The sequence below is a fragment of the Aminobacterium mobile DSM 12262 genome (genome assembly GCF_000526395.1).
Taxonomy (GTDB): Bacteria; Synergistota; Synergistia; order Synergistales; family Aminobacteriaceae; genus Aminobacterium; species Aminobacterium mobile.
The window spans coordinates 307,499-323,441 of record NZ_JAFZ01000001.1 but is presented as its reverse complement, the minus strand read 5'-3'; the positions used below and the strand labels follow the sequence as shown (position 1 = coordinate 323,441).

The 15,943-nt window shown below is 46.3% G+C and carries 16 protein-coding genes; 5 read left to right on the top strand and 11 right to left on the bottom strand.

The features are described from left to right. Positions 1-80 precede the first annotated feature (80 nt). Positions 81-536, bottom strand: a complete 456-nt coding sequence (gene mscL / locus K360_RS0101525; protein ID WP_034326166.1) for a large-conductance mechanosensitive channel protein MscL — start codon at positions 534-536, stop codon at positions 81-83. 194 nt (positions 537-730) lie between these two features. Here mscL and K360_RS0101520 point away from each other — a divergent pair, with 194 nt between their 5' ends. From K360_RS0101520 to K360_RS0101500, 5 genes are read left to right on the top strand one after another with little or no spacing between them, the layout of a single operon-like run. Next, positions 731-2,413 carry an ABC transporter substrate-binding protein gene (locus tag K360_RS0101520; RefSeq protein WP_024821424.1) on the top strand — a complete coding sequence of 561 codons (1,683 nt, stop codon included), beginning with the start codon at positions 731-733 and terminating at the stop codon, positions 2,411-2,413. 10 nt (positions 2,414-2,423) lie between these two features. Beyond that, positions 2,424-3,398: an ABC transporter permease gene (locus tag K360_RS0101515; RefSeq protein WP_024821423.1), complete on the top strand. Its 975-nt coding sequence runs from the start codon at positions 2,424-2,426 to the stop codon at positions 3,396-3,398. Then, positions 3,398-4,582 (top strand): ABC transporter permease, encoded by a 1,185-nt coding sequence (locus K360_RS0101510; protein ID WP_024821422.1) that lies wholly within the window; start codon positions 3,398-3,400, stop codon positions 4,580-4,582. Before K360_RS0101515 ends, K360_RS0101510 begins: the two co-directional genes overlap by 1 nt. Further along, a complete protein-coding gene (locus tag K360_RS0101505; protein WP_024821421.1) occupies positions 4,579-5,358 on the top strand; it encodes an ABC transporter ATP-binding protein in 780 nt (259 codons plus the stop codon). Before K360_RS0101510 ends, K360_RS0101505 begins: the two co-directional genes overlap by 4 nt. Further along, on the top strand, positions 5,355-6,164 hold the full coding sequence (locus tag K360_RS0101500; protein ID WP_024821420.1) for an ABC transporter ATP-binding protein: 810 nt from the start codon (positions 5,355-5,357) through the stop codon (positions 6,162-6,164). Before K360_RS0101505 ends, K360_RS0101500 begins: the two co-directional genes overlap by 4 nt. On the opposite strand, the gene K360_RS0101495 is transcribed toward K360_RS0101500, so the two are convergent. From K360_RS0101495 to K360_RS0101450, 10 genes are all read right to left on the bottom strand, one after another. Beyond that, positions 6,136-7,323, bottom strand: coding sequence for an MFS transporter (locus K360_RS0101495; protein WP_024821419.1), 1,188 nt, complete (start codon positions 7,321-7,323; stop codon positions 6,136-6,138). The genes K360_RS0101500 and K360_RS0101495 overlap by 29 nt on opposite strands. A gap of 55 nt (positions 7,324-7,378) precedes the next feature. After that, positions 7,379-7,972, bottom strand: a complete 594-nt coding sequence (locus tag K360_RS0101490) for a ribonuclease HI family protein (RefSeq protein WP_024821418.1) — start codon at positions 7,970-7,972, stop codon at positions 7,379-7,381. Then, positions 7,962-8,837, bottom strand: a complete 876-nt coding sequence (rfbD, locus tag K360_RS0101485) for a dTDP-4-dehydrorhamnose reductase (protein ID WP_024821417.1) — start codon at positions 8,835-8,837, stop codon at positions 7,962-7,964. Before rfbD ends, K360_RS0101490 begins: the two co-directional genes overlap by 11 nt. A 62-nt stretch (positions 8,838-8,899) precedes the next feature. Further along, positions 8,900-9,730, bottom strand: a complete 831-nt coding sequence (locus K360_RS0101480; protein ID WP_024821416.1) for an ABC transporter permease subunit — start codon at positions 9,728-9,730, stop codon at positions 8,900-8,902. 63 nt (positions 9,731-9,793) lie between these two features. Further along, entirely contained in the window at positions 9,794-10,876 is a 1,083-nt protein-coding gene (locus tag K360_RS0101475) for an extracellular solute-binding protein (RefSeq protein ID WP_024821415.1), read from the bottom strand. Between the two features lie 26 nt (positions 10,877-10,902). Next, the gene (locus tag K360_RS0101470; protein WP_024821414.1) at positions 10,903-11,946 is read right to left on the bottom strand and encodes an ABC transporter ATP-binding protein; all 1,044 of its coding nucleotides are present in this window, start codon (positions 11,944-11,946) and stop codon (positions 10,903-10,905) included. Continuing rightward, positions 11,943-12,428, bottom strand: a complete 486-nt coding sequence (locus tag K360_RS0101465; protein WP_024821413.1) for a TIGR00725 family protein — start codon at positions 12,426-12,428, stop codon at positions 11,943-11,945. The genes K360_RS0101470 and K360_RS0101465 overlap by 4 nt, the downstream gene beginning before the upstream one ends. A gap of 5 nt (positions 12,429-12,433) precedes the next feature. Then, positions 12,434-13,249 carry an ABC transporter permease gene (locus K360_RS10385; RefSeq protein ID WP_245587088.1) on the bottom strand — a complete coding sequence of 272 codons (816 nt, stop codon included), beginning with the start codon at positions 13,247-13,249 and terminating at the stop codon, positions 12,434-12,436. A 156-nt stretch (positions 13,250-13,405) separates the two neighbouring features. Continuing rightward, the gene (locus tag K360_RS0101455) at positions 13,406-14,662 is read right to left on the bottom strand and encodes a serine hydroxymethyltransferase (RefSeq protein ID WP_024821411.1); all 1,257 of its coding nucleotides are present in this window, start codon (positions 14,660-14,662) and stop codon (positions 13,406-13,408) included. A 25-nt stretch (positions 14,663-14,687) separates the two neighbouring features. Further along, positions 14,688-15,881, bottom strand: coding sequence for a glycine C-acetyltransferase (locus K360_RS0101450; RefSeq protein ID WP_024821410.1), 1,194 nt, complete (start codon positions 15,879-15,881; stop codon positions 14,688-14,690). Positions 15,882-15,943: the final 62 nt, after the last annotated feature.

The window sequence follows — 15,943 nt, the reverse complement described above, 5'->3', positions numbered from 1 at the left end:
ATATTTCCATTAATCTGCACCTACATTCCCATATTATAAGGCCGTGCCAGATCCTGAACATTTCAAGATCTGGCCTTATTTTATTTTTCCAAAGTAGAAGTACAAGCTGGGCATCGAAGAGCCTGTTCAGGAATTTCAGTGAAGCAGTACGGGCATATTTTTACTGGTGGTTTCGGTGCTGGCATTGATGGTTTTCTTAGTCGGTTCAAATTTTTCACAAGGACAAAAACAGCGAAGGACACTATAAGAAAGCTTACTATGGAGTTAATAAACAAACCTGCATTCAATGTAACAGCTCCAGCCTCTTTTGCTTGCGCCAAAGAAACATAGGGCCCAGCCGTCGCCCCTTCCTTCAAAACCCAAAAAACATCTTTAAAATCTACATTGCCCATAAGTAACCCAATAGGCGGCATTATTACATCATTCACCAAAGAAGAAACAACGCTCCCAAATGCTCCACCAATAATGATTCCTACCGCCATATCCATAGCGTTACCCTTCACGGCAAACTCTTTGAATTCTTTTAAGATAGACATGGTATCCCCCCTATATTAAAAAATAGTTATCCCTATATTATATAATGAAACAATCTAAACATCTTTATCGGTAAATACATGGGGCAGGAATAAAAAATAATATTACAATGGACAATAAAAAGAACACGATAAAAATGAAGTTATAAAAACGCTGCGCAATTCAAGACCTGGCACCATTTTATGGGGGTGAGAAGATGAAGCGTACACTGATAATTGTAGCTATTTTTATTCTTAGTTTCGTCATGATTTTACCAGTGTCTGCAAGAGCTTTTGAGATGAGCTCTTTTTCTGGTCCTCGTGTTACAGATTTATATTTGATAATTGTACGTGATCCTGATGCCCAACTTTTGGCTCTGGAGAAGGGGCAGGTTCATATCCTCAGTGATATTGCTCGACCTGTAGATATTGAGAGGTTGTCTCAGAATCTCTCAATAGGCATGTCTCTTGCAAAAGGATTCCACGGATTTTTCCTCGGTTTTAATTTACGAGCCTTTCCATGGAACTCTGTAGCGTTACGCCAGGCCGTTTGCGAGGCAATTCCACGAGAGAAACTGGTACGAGACCTTTTCTCGGGCTATGCAGAGCCACTGTCTACCTTTTTACCTCCAGCTTCTCCCTACTTTGAACAAAATGTGGTTACCTACCCTTATAACCCTGATCATGCGAAAAAACGTCTACAGGAAGCTGGCTGGAGCTGGAACAAAAATGGCATCCTCGTATCTCCAGATGGGACCGGACCTGATGCTAAAAGAACTCTTACTCCACAGAAGCTCCTCTCGCCTACTGCTCAGATAGCTCCCACAACAGCAGAGATCGCCGAACAAGCTGCGGCTTCTCTTCGAGCCATTGGGATTCCCATAGAGGTCGAACCCATGGATTTTTCTACTATGATCGCACTGCTGGACGAGCGAAAATTCGATGCATATGTTTTGGCGTGGCAGATGACACGGGACCCAGATTCCTTGTTCGCCTTATACCACTCCTCTATGGACGTAAAGGGCGGATATAATATTCCTGGCATATATAATTCCAACCTGGATAGCATTCTCGAAAGGCTTCGATGGGCCCACGACGAAGCCTCTGCTCGATTGGCAGCTTCTGAAGCCCAAAAGATGTTGGCAGACATTGTGCCAGTAGTTCCGATCTACAGTCGATATTCCATATCCGCCGCTTCGACGTTGTGGAAAGGGACGTATGCCACTTCCTATACAACATCGGATAATATATGGAGTTTCCTGCGCATGGAACCGAGGGAAGGTTCTATGGAACCCCTTCGTGTAGCTCTTGCAGATGAGCCACGCTCTCTCAACCCTCTAACAGCCAGTTCCGCCTATGACTGGAACGTTCTGTCACTTATTTACGACGCCCTTCTGGCAATAAATCCTGAAAACCTGGGCGATCTTCCATGGATCGCTGAATCATGGAAGATAGAGACTATAAGAGAGGGAGACCTTCCGGCAACAAAACTCTCCTTCCATATTAGGAAAGGGGTTACGTGGCAGGACGGACGTCCCCTGACAGCTTCTGACCCTGCTTTTACTATTAGCTTTCTTAAAAAACATCGGCCACCTCGATTTTATGATGCTGTGAGTGATGTTGATAAAGTTGAGACGCCTGACGAATACACCTTGGAGGTTACTATGAAGACCACGAGCTATTGGCATCTCCATAATATTGGGGGGCTCCCTATTTTTCCTCGTCATATACTGGAAAAAGTATCGGATTGGCAGAGTTGGAAACCAGCACAAACCCCGTTGGAAGGCGAAGAGGGACTCTCCCAGTTGGTGGGGTCAGGGCCCTTTATCTTCAAAGAATATCGCCCTGGAGAGTACGTTCACTTTATACGCAACCCCCACTTCTGGCTTCTTCGCAAATGAGGGATCAACCATGAAAAATTACTGGGCTCGACGAATAGCAGGCTCCATTCTCGTTCTGTTCATTGTTCTTGTCTTAAATTTTTTGCTCTTCCGCCTTATGCCGGGAGATCCTGTAGGAACCATTCTGGATCCCAGATTTTCTCCTGAAGCCAAGATGGAATTGCAACGTCTATACGGTCTGGATAAGCCTCTGGAGACTCAATTTATTCTCTATATGAAACAAATGGTCACTTTCCATTTTGGATTGTCTTTTCTCACCGCTCGGCCTATTTGGGAAGAGCTATCCTCCCGTCTCCCCAATACTATTGCGCTGCTCGGATCAGCGTTGCTCCTTTCTGCAGGTATTGGCACATGGCTTGGTATACGAGCTGCGTTACAAAGGGGGTGCTGGGGAGAGAGAATTGTTCTATGGGGCGGCGCTCTTTCCTTCTCTTTTCCTTCTTTCTTTTTGCAACTCATTCTACTTATGGCTTTTGCTTACGCTCTTCCCCTCTTCCCACTTCGAGGCAGTGTCTCCATCCCTCCTCCTCAAGGATTCTGGGTCTCCATAATCGACTACGTGTGGCATCTTATGTTGCCTGTAGGATCTTTAGTCCTTCTCAGTTTTGGAGGATGGGCTCTCTATGTGCGAAACCTTATGGTGAAAGTTTTGGGGGAAGATTTTATTGCCATGGGAAAGGCTCGAGGCCTCCCGAAAAAACGAATTGTCTGGAATCACGCTTTCCGCACTCTTATCCCTCCCCTCCTCACTATTTTGCTCCTCTCCATACCAGGGATTATTTCAGGGGCAGTCATTACAGAAACTGTTTTCTCTCTGCATGGAGTAGGTCGTTTCCTCTTCGATTCTGTAACCGGTCGCGACTATCCTGCTGCCAGCGCTGCCTTCTATCTTCTCGCTTTACTGACAATTTTCAGCAACCTGGCTGCTGACCTTCTTTACGGCATAGTAGACCCGAGGGTTCGTTTTGAAAGGAGAGAAAAATAATGGAGCTGCATCGACGATGGAGCTTCCGTGTCCTCCTATGCCTCTTCTTCTTGGCAATGGTGGGCCCCTCCCTTTTTAGCATTTCTCCTTCTGATGAAGTAGCACCGCCCTTTGCGAAACCACTATGGCTACGTCACAATCTTCCTCCTACGATAGACCTCGCCATATCGAAAAACAAAGGGGAATCCTCTATTGCATGGACATATAGCCCTCCAGCTCGCCTTCGTCTCGTAGGGTATATTGTAGCTACAAAGCCTGTCTCTCTCCTCTGGATAATGCCAGATCGAGAACTTTTTTTGCTGCTCTTTCCTCAAGGGGAAACAACTCTGGAGATAGACGGGCGGGACATGGCTTTTAAAGAGATGCTTGGCGCCTCTCCTTTTGCACAAGTTCCTCAGGTTCTTTTCCCTGAAGAGGGAGAGTACACTCTTGCTTTTGATCACCCAGAATATATTGTAAAGGGAGACCTCGCTTTACATATAGAGGGAGGGCGGTGGGGAGCGTTAGGAACAGATCAGCGCGGCCGAGATGTCTTGCTCCTTTTTATAGAGGGGGTGAGAGTTTCCCTGATAGTGGGGATCAGCGCAACCTTTCTGGCCACTTTTCTAGGCCTTTCTTTTGGACTCTTAAGTGGTTATGTTGGGGGATGGCTTGATGCCCTCATTATGAGAGGTGTAGATGTGCTTCTCTCCATCCCAATCCTCCCCATCCTCATGGTTTTAGCCGCTTTTTGGGGGAAGGGCCTTTGGCAATTGGTTCTTATTCTTTCGCTTTTTTCATGGATGGGGACGGCTCGTACAGTTCGAGCAATGACACTTACTCTGCGAGATAGCGGCTACATCGAGGGCTTGCGAGGTCTTGGTGCTCCGACTCATTATATTCTCTGGCGCCACTTGCTACCAGAAACCCTCCCCCTGCTTTTGGCCAATATCGCCTTGGGAGTTCCTGGCGCCATTCTATCTGAGGCAGGTATCTCTTTTCTAGGGCTCTCAGATCCTCGCATCATTTCGTGGGGGCGGATGCTTCACGAAGCTTATGCTTTTGGCGCTTTCTCTCAAGGAGCCTGGTGGCTACTTCTTCCCCCAGGGTTGGGGATTACATTGCTCTGTCTGGTTTTTCTTGATCTGGGGAAATATTTAGAAGAACGAGTGGATCCTCTTTTGAAGGGGGAAGCGCGGTCATGATTGATATAATCAACCTCTCCGTAACCTATGAAGGGAAAAACAAGGTACTCGCCATCAAGAACGTATCTCTAACTCTCCATAAAGGCACCATTACGGGCCTTGTAGGAGAATCTGGAAGTGGGAAAAGCTCTCTCCTCATGGCTATCCCAGGGCTCCTTTCTCCCCAAGTCACGGTAGAAGGGGCCATTATTTACGATAATATTAACCTTTTAACTCTTAATGACAGTATGTTGAACTCTATTCGATGGAAAGAGATAGCGCTGGTTCCGCAAGGAGCTATGAATTCCTTTACGCCAGTGCTCACCATAGGAGAACATATAGAAGAAGTTTTAGAGGTTCATCTTGGACTTTCCGGCTCAGTTGCCAAAAAGAGATGCGCCTCTCTGCTCGAAGAGGCCGAACTTGAAGTTTTTCTTGCAAAAAGATACCCCCATGAACTATCTGGAGGGCAGAAGCAACGAGCGGCCATAGCCATTGCCTTAGCGTGTGATCCAGCCTTCCTTCTCGCAGATGAACCAACAACTGCTCTTGATGTAATTACTCAGAAAGAGATTATATCTATGCTAAAGAATTTAGTAAAAAGACGAAATATGGGCATGCTCTTCGTAACCCATGACCTCCCTTTAGCTACCCATATTTGTGATGAGATAGCAGTAATGAAAAGCGGAGAGATTGTTGAGGAAGGAAGCCCCTCAAAAATAGTGAACGCTCCTCGTCACTCTCATACAATTCAGCTTGTTCAAGCTCTGAAAAAGATAGAAGGAGATTGGTCATGACAAACGGATTCCTCGTAGAGGCAAGAAAGGTTAGCGTCTTCTTCCCATCCAGGAGAAGAAATGAACGTGGTTGTTGGGCTCTTAAAAATATAAATCTCATATTACGAAAGGGAGAAAGTCTTGCCCTTATTGGAGAATCAGGTAGTGGCAAAACAACTCTTTTACGAATTTTATTAGGGCTTATTTCTCCTACAGAAGGAGCGTCTTTTCTTTTCGGGGGAAATATACATCGTTGCTCGCGTCAAGAACGCATAGGGCTTCGACGACGATGTGGTTATGTTTCTCAGGATCCTTACGGCAGTCTGCCTCCCACATTGACAGTTATAGATGCTGTAGCAGAACCATGGATTATCGTATATGGGCGAAAAAGCCGCTCTGAAGCGTACGGTAGAGCTAGAAATATTCTTGAAAAATTAGGGATACGGGAAGATCGACTTCTCTCCACCCGCGTTCGATCTGGTCTTTCTGGAGGGCAAAGACAGCGTATCGCTTTGGCTCGAGCTCTGATTTTAGAACCAGAGCTTCTTTTATGCGATGAGCCTACAAGCATGCAAGACGCCTCGACTCGAAGTGATATTGTAGATCTTTTATGTGAGAGAGTAACATACGGCATGTCTATGATTTTCGTTACACATGATCTCTATCTCGCCAGGGCTGCAGCAGAGAAAGGCATGATATTGTTACGGGGGGAATGCTGCGAAGAGGGAGCAACGCAAAAGCTCTTATCCTTCCCAAAACACAGATACACTCGAAGGCTTATAGATGCGACGCCCACTCTCACCGACGTGAGCGCCTCCAGCCTTTAAAAGCAAGGAACAATCCATTTGCACATCCAAAAGCGCCCATAAGAGCCAAAACATTCTCCAGCCCCCATAGAAAGCCTCCATAACTCATAATGAAGGGAGTTATAATGAAGCCCCCTTCCATAAGAAGAGTCCCCGCCGCCACTCCCTTCGGCTGAAGATGGCGAGGGAATATATCTGGCATTAAAGCAAGCATTACAGGGAAACCCATTCCCATGCCTATCCCGTAAATAGCTCCTAAAAAGCAGAAAGCCTGGTTACTGAAAGCTACTTTTGCACCTACCACTACAGCGCCCATAAGAGCAATGGAAAGGCTTCCTATCAACGTGCGGTCTATGCGGTCCATAATTCCCGTGGCAAGGAAGCGCAAGAAGAGAGAAACTACTGCGTTTGTCATCATAAAAGCACTGGCAATCATTCCTCTGGAATGAATAAGGGAGGGCATATATTGTAAGGTAGAGGAATTGACGAGAGACCACGTCAGAAGAGTCGCCATAAGAGGCCAAAAACCTGGAACGGAAAACATCTCTTTCCAACTTCCCCATTGTTGCGCCTGGTTCCTGTTATGGGGGAAAGGAGAGTCATCTTCATCGGAATGTTCCAGTTCGGCGAGACGCGGAAGGTACTTCGTAGAAAAAATGAGAGCGAGGACAAGAAGAGGGGCCAAAATAAGATAAAAGCTCGTTCCCATACGGGAGAGAGAGAATTCGGCTATTGGAAGAATTGTTACGAGAGGCAATACATACGCAATAGCGATCCAGGCGTACAAACGCCCCCGGCGATCGGCCGGAATGCTCAGGGCCTGATACGTAGTAATAGCTACCATCACAATTCCATAGAAGAAGCCCATACACGCCCGCAAGATCATGAGGCCGGAAAAAGACTGAACCCACAACAACGGAAGTGATGAAGCAAAAAGAAAAATAGAAGCTATGAGCAAACTTTTCCGAACGCCTATCCGCTCTGTTATTATTCCACTAAAAGGACGAACCAGCGTAGATGTGACGCTGAAAATGCTCATGAGCCACCCGGTAAGGATAAAAGGAAATCCCTGCTGTTGAATGGCCACTGGATAGAGAAAGAACATAGAGACAAATGTCTGACTGAAATATGTTACGAGCCAGCAGAGTCGGAAAGTTCTTCTATCAAGTTGCGACGCCATAACAAATGCCTCCTAATACTAGGGTACTTTTTATCGAGAGCTCAATAATAGAGTCTCAAGACTTAGCGCCATTTAAGAGGGAAAGGGCCGCGTCTAAATGTTTACAGCGCTTTTGGTGCATAAAACCCAGGCAGGTACATGCCTTATGTTTCACATCTACAGCATAATCTTCCGTCCCATGGGCAATAAAGATAGAAGGCGCCACCTTTTCAAGGCGAGAAGGATCAAAAACATTGACGGAAGGCTTATCCGCAGAATGTTTGTCTATGGCCTGATTTGACAGACAATCTGCATCGCTGTTTTCCTCCCTTGGGACCCATTCAAAGGCAATGGAGCGGCCACGGATCAAACGCTGGGCTTCTTCCCAAAGTATTTTAAGATGGGGACTGGCTACTTTCCACTCTTTTTTCATCTGGCAGATTACAAGTCGACTGTCTCCACGAATAACAATTTGCTCTATATTCCGCTCTCTTATTTCGCGAAGCAACATGAGCAATCCCTCGTATTCTGCTTCATTATTCGTTTTGGAGCCAAGATACGTCGTTTTTTGCCATATAATATTGCCTTCTCCGTCATAAAGCAGGGCTCCTGCTCCTGCTTCACCTGGATTTCCACGGGAAGCTCCATCAAAATGTCCACTATATGTCATTAATGTCACCATTCTTCTGTCCAATAGATTTTAAAAAACGAAGAGTTGAATCTTCCCAACGAGGCATACGAATACTCAACTCCTCTAAGGGAAAAGAATCTAATGCGCTCATTGCCGGGCGCTGAGCTAAAGGCCGAAAATCTTCGCTTCGTGCTGGTTCTATGGTTCCCTGCCATCCCAGTTCTTTAAGAGCAAAAGAAGCCCATTCAAAACGGCTACACCGACCAGCACACGAAAGATGGTAGAGTCCCCATTCCCGACGATAAAGGAGTTCCAATACTCGCTCTGCCAGATCTGGAGCATATGTAGGGCTCGATATCTGATCTGAGACAATTCGAAGCTCTCGCTGATTCAGACTCCATTGAAACACTTTTTTGAGGAAATTTGATGATTCTTTCCCTTCAGGTCCAAAAACCCAACTCGCCCTTACTATAATAAACCGAGAGGTGTGATCCCGAATAAACTGTTCTCCCAAAAGCTTACTGCGCCCATACACATTAAGAGGGTCAGGTGCGTCAGCAATAGTCCACGAGCGTACGCTTTTACCATTAAAAACATAGTCTGTACTGAAAGAGATGAGGGGAATACCCTGCTCCCCGGCAACTATAGCTACATTTTTGGAGCCCATGGCATTAACCATATACGCTCCCCGCCAATTTTGTTCCGCACCGTCTACGTCGTTCCACGCCGCGCAGTTGATAATACAGTTCGGCTTATCTTCTTCTATGCGCCTTCTGAGACGCCCTATGTCTGTTATGTCTAGTTCTTGGCGGGAGTATGCAGAAAAAGAAAGATCTTCTTCTTTGAAAAGGCGCTGGAAAGCACATGCCAGTTGTCCACCGCTTCCAGTAATAAAAAAATCCATGCTACTCCCTCCTTCCGGTAGTGCTCAACATTTTATCATAGAAGGAGGGGGGGATTGTCGTCTTATCTCCCTTTAGAAGCAAAAAGCCTTTCGTAAAGGGTAATAACCACGGTGGTCACGACTGCAAGGACCACTGCCAGAGCGTCAGCTCGCCCAATATCCACAGAAACCTCGGATATATGAGTATAGATCACGAGGGGAAGAATTTTAACGCCTGTACCGGTAAGAGCAAAGGCCGTTCCAAAAGCTCCCATACTTACGGCAAAAAGAAGGGAGGATCCGGCAAAAATAGCAGGGCCTAACATGGGGAGAAGCACTTTAAAAAGAATAGTCATTCGGGAAGCACCCAGATTCATTGCCGCCTCAATAAGGCTCCAGTCAGCATTGCTCCAGGCAGCTGTCATAGTAAGAATCATTCGAGGGATAAGAAAATAGAGATAGGCCACTACCAAACCTCGCCACGTGAAGAGGAAAGCAGAAAACTCCAAGGGGTTAAACCCGAATATCTGACTGAAAATCATGGTGATAAAACCACTTGTACCTAACAAAATGATAAACATAAAGCCTATCACAAGGCCACTAAACGTTAAGGGAACAGCTGTAAGGGCCATGAGAAACTGTCGGAAACGTCCTTGGCTTTTATAGACGATGTAGGAAAGGGGCAAGCCGATAACTGTCCCTAAAATGGCTGTGGAGAAAGAGAGGGCAAGACTTGTACCAAGAGACTCCCGGTAAAGATTTTTAGTAAAGAGCATAAGGTAATTAGCAAGGGAAATATGCCCATCTATACTTACGCTCTCGATAAAAACCAGAGCCAATGGATATATGAGAAAAATCCCCAGTAAAAGCACAAGGGGGACAAGAAAGAAAAATGCTACGTAACGTCTCTCCACAGATGTTCACTCCTTCAAATAAAAGGGGCGGGAAAGGGAAGCCGCCCCTTATTCCATTAACGTCTAATTCTCTCCTAAGACTTTGTTGCCCCACATCTGTGCTGCTTTTTCCTGCACTTTTTGAGCTGCAACCCAGTCTACGTTCTTAGCTTTTTCATATTCAGAGGCAGGAAGGAACTTATCAGCAACCTCTTCGGGAAGCTCTACGTCATCACGAATGGGCCGAACAAAACCTTTTGCGAAGGTCTGCTGCCCCTCATCGGAAAGGATATAGTTCAACCACAGTTTGGCACTATTAGGATTCGGAGCTCCTTTCGCCATGCTGACAGCATAGGGAGACGTTATAGTCCCCTCTTCGGGAATAATAATATCTACATCATCGCCAAGACCGGCAATATATTTAGCCCGATACCCATTCCAATCGTAGGTAATCCACACGGGGATTTCACCTTTAATAAACTTATCGAAAGGAGTTGTTTTTTCGATCATACGAACGTTGCCGTTCTTCTGAAGTTCTGCAAGGTAATCGATTCCTGGCTCTAGATTGTCCAAGGACCCACCGTGAGAGTATGCCGTGGCAATAACAATAGCGTAACCAATTCCAGCTGTTCTGGGGTCTAGATATACCACTGATTTTTTATATTTCGGGTCGAGAAGAGCCTCCCAAGAAGTGGGAGATTCTTTAATTAGGCGCTTGTTCACTACAAAAACCACAGTTCCCTTATGAATGGAGAACCAATGTCCATCTGGATCTTTTAAAATATCTGGAATTTTATCGAAATTTACAGGCTTAAAAGGCTGAGTAACACCTCTCTCTTTGGCAAGAGCACCAAAAGGCATAAAATAATAGGCAGTATCGGCCTGAGGGTTGTTCAACTCTTTTTCAAGACGAACAACTGTGGCTCCACTCCCAAGGTCATTATATACAAGCTTAATGCCATAACGTGCTGTAAAACCATCGAATAACCCCTGCCAGTTCGCCCAAGTAGGACCTGTATCGTAGCTGCTAAGCCCTTTCTCTTGTTTGGCCAATTCGGCCAACTCTTTTTCGCCAGAATAAAGTTCCTGCTCTGCAGCCAGTGCGAAGCCGGCTGCAAATGCAAGGATAGCAAGTGCTATGAGAACTAAAGTAGCAATTTTTTTCATCCTTCGTAACCTCCGTATTCTCTTTTTTATTCTAAAACGTGCCCATCTTCCGGGGAAAATGCGAGGCGAACAGGATCTCCAGGTTCTATAGATACCACATGAGAATTCAAAGCATCCACCAATAACCGTTCTCCCCCTATGGCTACAGCAATGCGAGAGAGAGGACCAAGAAAAACCCGACCTTCCACAACTCCGGTGAGTACGTTATACCCGCCATGTTCCGTTCCCAAACTCATACGTTCTGGTCGAACCATAATTTTATATGTACCAGCAGGGCGGCGCTCAAGACAGGCTAGCTTTAGCGAAATGTCTTGCCAATGGGCAACCCCATCTCCACAGGTAGAAACTGTAATAATATTGTTAACACCAACAAAATCTGCCACAAAAAGGGTTCGAGGAGAAGAATAAATGTCCCAGGCAGTCCCCACCTGTTCTATTTTTCCCCGATTCATAACTGCCACTCTATCTGAAATAGAGAGAGCTTCTTCCTGGTCATGAGTCACATAAATAGTGGTAATCATGCTCTCCCTTTGAATTTTTTTAATTTCAAAACGAAGAGAATTCCTTACCTTAGCGTCAAGAGCAGAAAGAGGCTCATCAAGAAGCAAAACATCGGGACGAATGGCAAGAGCTCGAGCAAGAGCTACTCGCTGTTGCTGTCCACCAGAAAGTTCTTTGGAGTACCCGCAACGCTTCTCTGCAAGCCCTACCATTTCCAAAAGTTCCATAACTCGCTGTTCTATCTCTTTCTCTTTTACTTTTTGAACTCTGAGACCAAAAGCTACATTCTCAAAAACGCTGAGATTGGGGAAAAGAGCGTAGTTCTGAAAGACAAGGCCCACTCTTCGATTTCGAGGCCCAGTATGGGTTTTATCCTCTCCCCCAATAACGATTTTCCCCTCATCAGCACGGAGAAAGCCCGCTATAAGGCGCAACGTTGTAGTCTTACCACAACCTGAGGGGCCAAGAAGAGATAAAAATTCGGCCTTCTCTACCTTTAAAGAAATATTATCTACCGCAATAAAATGGCCGAATCGTTTTACTACATGTTGAAGATCTACACTACTCACTCTTTTTCGTCCCTTTCATTTTCAAATATGGAAAGAGCCACTTGTACTGCTTCTTCAGGAGTTTCGGCATGAATTAGCGGCGCTGGTTCGCCTTTTTCATCCTGAATCTGCCACGTCCCCAAAGCTATTACCGGCCGCCCCATTTTTAGGGCAAACCCTATTTCAGAGAGGGTCCCAAAAGCTCCTCCAATAGAAATTACAACGTCCCCAGCTGAAACTACAACCGTATTACGCGCCTCTCCAAGGCACGTAGAAAGGGGGATCGTCACCCATAAATTAGCTTCCGAACGTTCTCCCGGTAAGATACCAATAGATATCCCTTTTCCCTCGGCGACGCCACGACACACTGCTTCCATAACTCCACCGCGACCACCACACACCACAACACATCTGTTTTTCGCAAGAAGCCGTCCTACTTGATACGCATTATTCCAAACGGTTTCATCTGCAGTTGATGTGCCTATAACACTCACTATTTTCATATTTCTCAACTCCCGAGAAGTGTCTGTTCGTGACCTGATTTACCAAAAAGGGCTCCTAGCCCCAACACACAAAAGAGAGAGAAAAGGGAGAGTCCAGCTAATATTGTAGTAGCAGCACAGGCAAAGCCCGTACTTACGTAAAAGGCCTGATATAAAACAACAGGATAGGTCTGACTCTGAGAACCCGTAAGCATTACCGAGAGCTGAAACTCCCCTAAAGACATGGCAAATGTCATAAGAGCCCCAGAAATAAGCCCTGGCAGAAGATTAGGAACCAGTACACGGCGCATCATAACCATGGTTCCAGCACCAAGAGAAAATCCCGCTTCCTCCAGTGTTTTCCAGTTGATGAGATCCATATTCGCCATGAGGGGACGGAGCATAAAGGGGAGAGTATAAACCATATGGGCAGCAACAAGAAGCTGCCATGTACCTACAAGAGCCATTCCTGGCCAGTTAAAAGCCTGTATCATGCCGAGTCCCATTACAACAGGAGGAATAGCTACTGGCAAAAGAATTGTAAAGTTGAAGATAGATCGCAACACTGGTCTGTCAAGAACATGAACGGCATATACAGCAGGAAGAGAGATAAAAGCATTACCGACAACAGTCAGAAAGGCTACAAGAAGGCTTCTTTTCAAGGCATCCATGTACATGGGCTGAGAAAAAAGATCCAAATACCATGACCACGTAAACCCTTCTGGGAGCAGGGTACCAAACCATTTCGCCCCCAAAGACCCCACTAAAATCAAAAAAATAGGGGCTAAAATATAGGAAAAATAGAGAGCCCCTAACGAAAAAGACAACGCTCGACGAACCATTGAATGCACTACAATTTCCTCCATATTCAAAACACGGACTTCAATTCTGAGAGAAAGAATACACTGGAAAAGATTTTTATTCAAGTTACAGTTCTGCAAAAAAGAAAAGGCTGGGAAAAAATCCCAGCCTACTATTTTGTAAAGGAGTAGATATGATTAAAACCCTGCGTAAAGAGGATATTTTCCGCACAGCTCCAGAACTTCACCGCGGATCCTCGACAACACCTTCTCGTTCTCTACATTATCCACCACGTCGTTGATCCACGCCGCTATCTTCTTCATCTCGTCTGAGCCAAAACCACGGGTGGTTACCGCCGGGGTCCCGATGCGGATGCCGCTCGTCACAAAGGGACTTTGGGTCTCGAAGGGAACCGTATTCTTGTTCACCGTAATCCCAGCCTTGTCAAGCGCTGCCTCCACTGCCTTGCCTGTCACGTTGCGGCTCGTAAGGTTAATGAGGATCAGATGGTTGTCCGTTCCACCTGATACGAGATGAAGGTCGTGGCTCAACAGCTCGTCAGCCAAAACGGCGGCGTTCTCCACTATCTTCTTCTGGTAGCTCTTGAAGGACGGCTGAAGGGCTTCCTCAAAGGCTACTGCCTTCGCCGCGATCACGTGCATCAGAGGACCTCCCTGCATTCCCGGGAAGATGCTCTTGTCCAGGTCTTTCGCATACTGCTCTCGGCACATGATCATACCGCCCCGGGGACCCCGAAGGGTCTTGTGGGTCGTGGTGGTTACAAAGTCGCAGAAGGGAACCGGATCTTTATGAAGTCCAGCTGCCACGAGTCCTGCTATATGGGCTATGTCAAACATGAGGAGAGCGCCTACTTTGTCCGCTATCTCTCTGAATCTCTCAGCGTCAATCTCGCGAGGATAGGCGCTCGCTCCGCATACAATAAGCTTCGGATGATGTTCCAACGCCAGCCGCTCTACTTCGGAAAAGTCGATGGTCTCCGTATCTCGGCTGACTCCATAGGGAACAATGTTATAAAGCTTCCCTGAAAAGTTTACTGGGGAACCGTGGGTCAGGTGTCCGCCATGGGACAAGTTCATGGCCAAAATCGTATCCCCTGGCTTAAGGCATGTGAAGTAAACTGCCATGTTGGCCTGAGAACCTGAATGAGGCTGTACGTTCACATGATCGCACCCGAAGAGTTTCTTCGCTCTGTCTCGTGCCAGATTTTCGGCCTCGTCAACAATGTGGCAGCCACCATAATAACGGTGGGCCGGGTACCCCTCCGCATATTTATTGGTCAGGATAGACCCCATAGCACACAACACTGCAGGAGAAACAAAATTTTCGGAAGCGATCAACTCGATACCATGATCCTGACGATCCCTCTCGCGGCTTATGATATCGGCTATAGCTGGGTCTGTCTTTACCAACACTTCCCATGACTTCTCAAACATAGAAACCTCTCCTTTCTCTCTGGTGCTACTTGCGTGATGAAATAATTTTCATTTCCTCGCCTACCATCTGGAATTTCTCCAAAGCAAAATCGAGATCTTCCTGAGTGTGGGCAGCAGAGACCATAACACGAATCCGAGCGGTACCCATGGGGACAGTGGGGAACGTAATAGCTCCTGCAAAAACTCCCTCATCGAAAAGTCTGGCACTGAAACGCTTTGCGTCCAAGGCCTCGCCGATGATAACAGGGGTTATTGGAGTTTCGCTATGTCCTATATTGAATCCAAGATTTTTCAAACCTTTTTTAAGGTAACGCCCATTCTCCCAAAGACGGTTGACTCTCTCTTCGCTGACAGATAGTTCCTCAAGAGCCGCAAGGTTGGCAGCTATATCAGGAACAGTCATAGCACTGCTGAAAAGATTTGGACGGGCTTTCTGACGCAAATAGTCTATAAGTTCCACACTGCCGGCAACAAAACCACCGACGACACCGAAAGCTTTGGAGAGAGTTCCCACTTCCACATCAACACGGCCATGGAGATTAAAGTGATCTACAATTCCTCGACCGCCACGCCCTAATACGCCTTCGCCATGAGCGTCGTCCACCATAACCATGGCACCATGCTTTTCGGCTACCTCTACAAGCTGAGGCAGTGGGGCTATATCTCCATCCATTGAAAAAACGCCGTCAGTAATAACAAGTTTCCGGCAATTACGATCGTCATAGAGAGAGAGCTGAGCATCCAAGTCTGATGGGCTCGCATGCTTAAAACGCACAACTTCAGCACGGCTCAGGCGGCACCCATCAATAATAGAGGCATGGTTCAACTCATCACTAAAAATCAAATCTTCTTTCCCTACAAGGGGTGGTATGGCAGAAAGATTAGCGCAAAAGCCGGACTGAACCAGCATCGCTGCCTCAGCCCCTTTAAACTGAGCGAGTTTCTTCTCAAGTTCAACGTGAATAGCCAAAGTTCCCGCAATGGTCCGGACAGCTCCAGGACCAACTCCCCACGTATCTACATATTTCTTTACTTTCTCTATGAGAGATGGATCATTACAAAAACCCAAATAGTTGTTAGAACAGCAGGAAAGATATTTTCTGCCGCCAATTTCAACCCATGCTCCCTGAGGGCTGGAAATTACAGGAATATTTGTGTAAAGTCCCTCTTGTTTAAGTCGGGCCAATTCTTCTGTAATAAATGTTTTCTTCACAGTCATATCTCTTCCCCCTTTATAAAATTGGAACACTCCTCTTTATTGCCGCCCCCTGCTTTTTCATA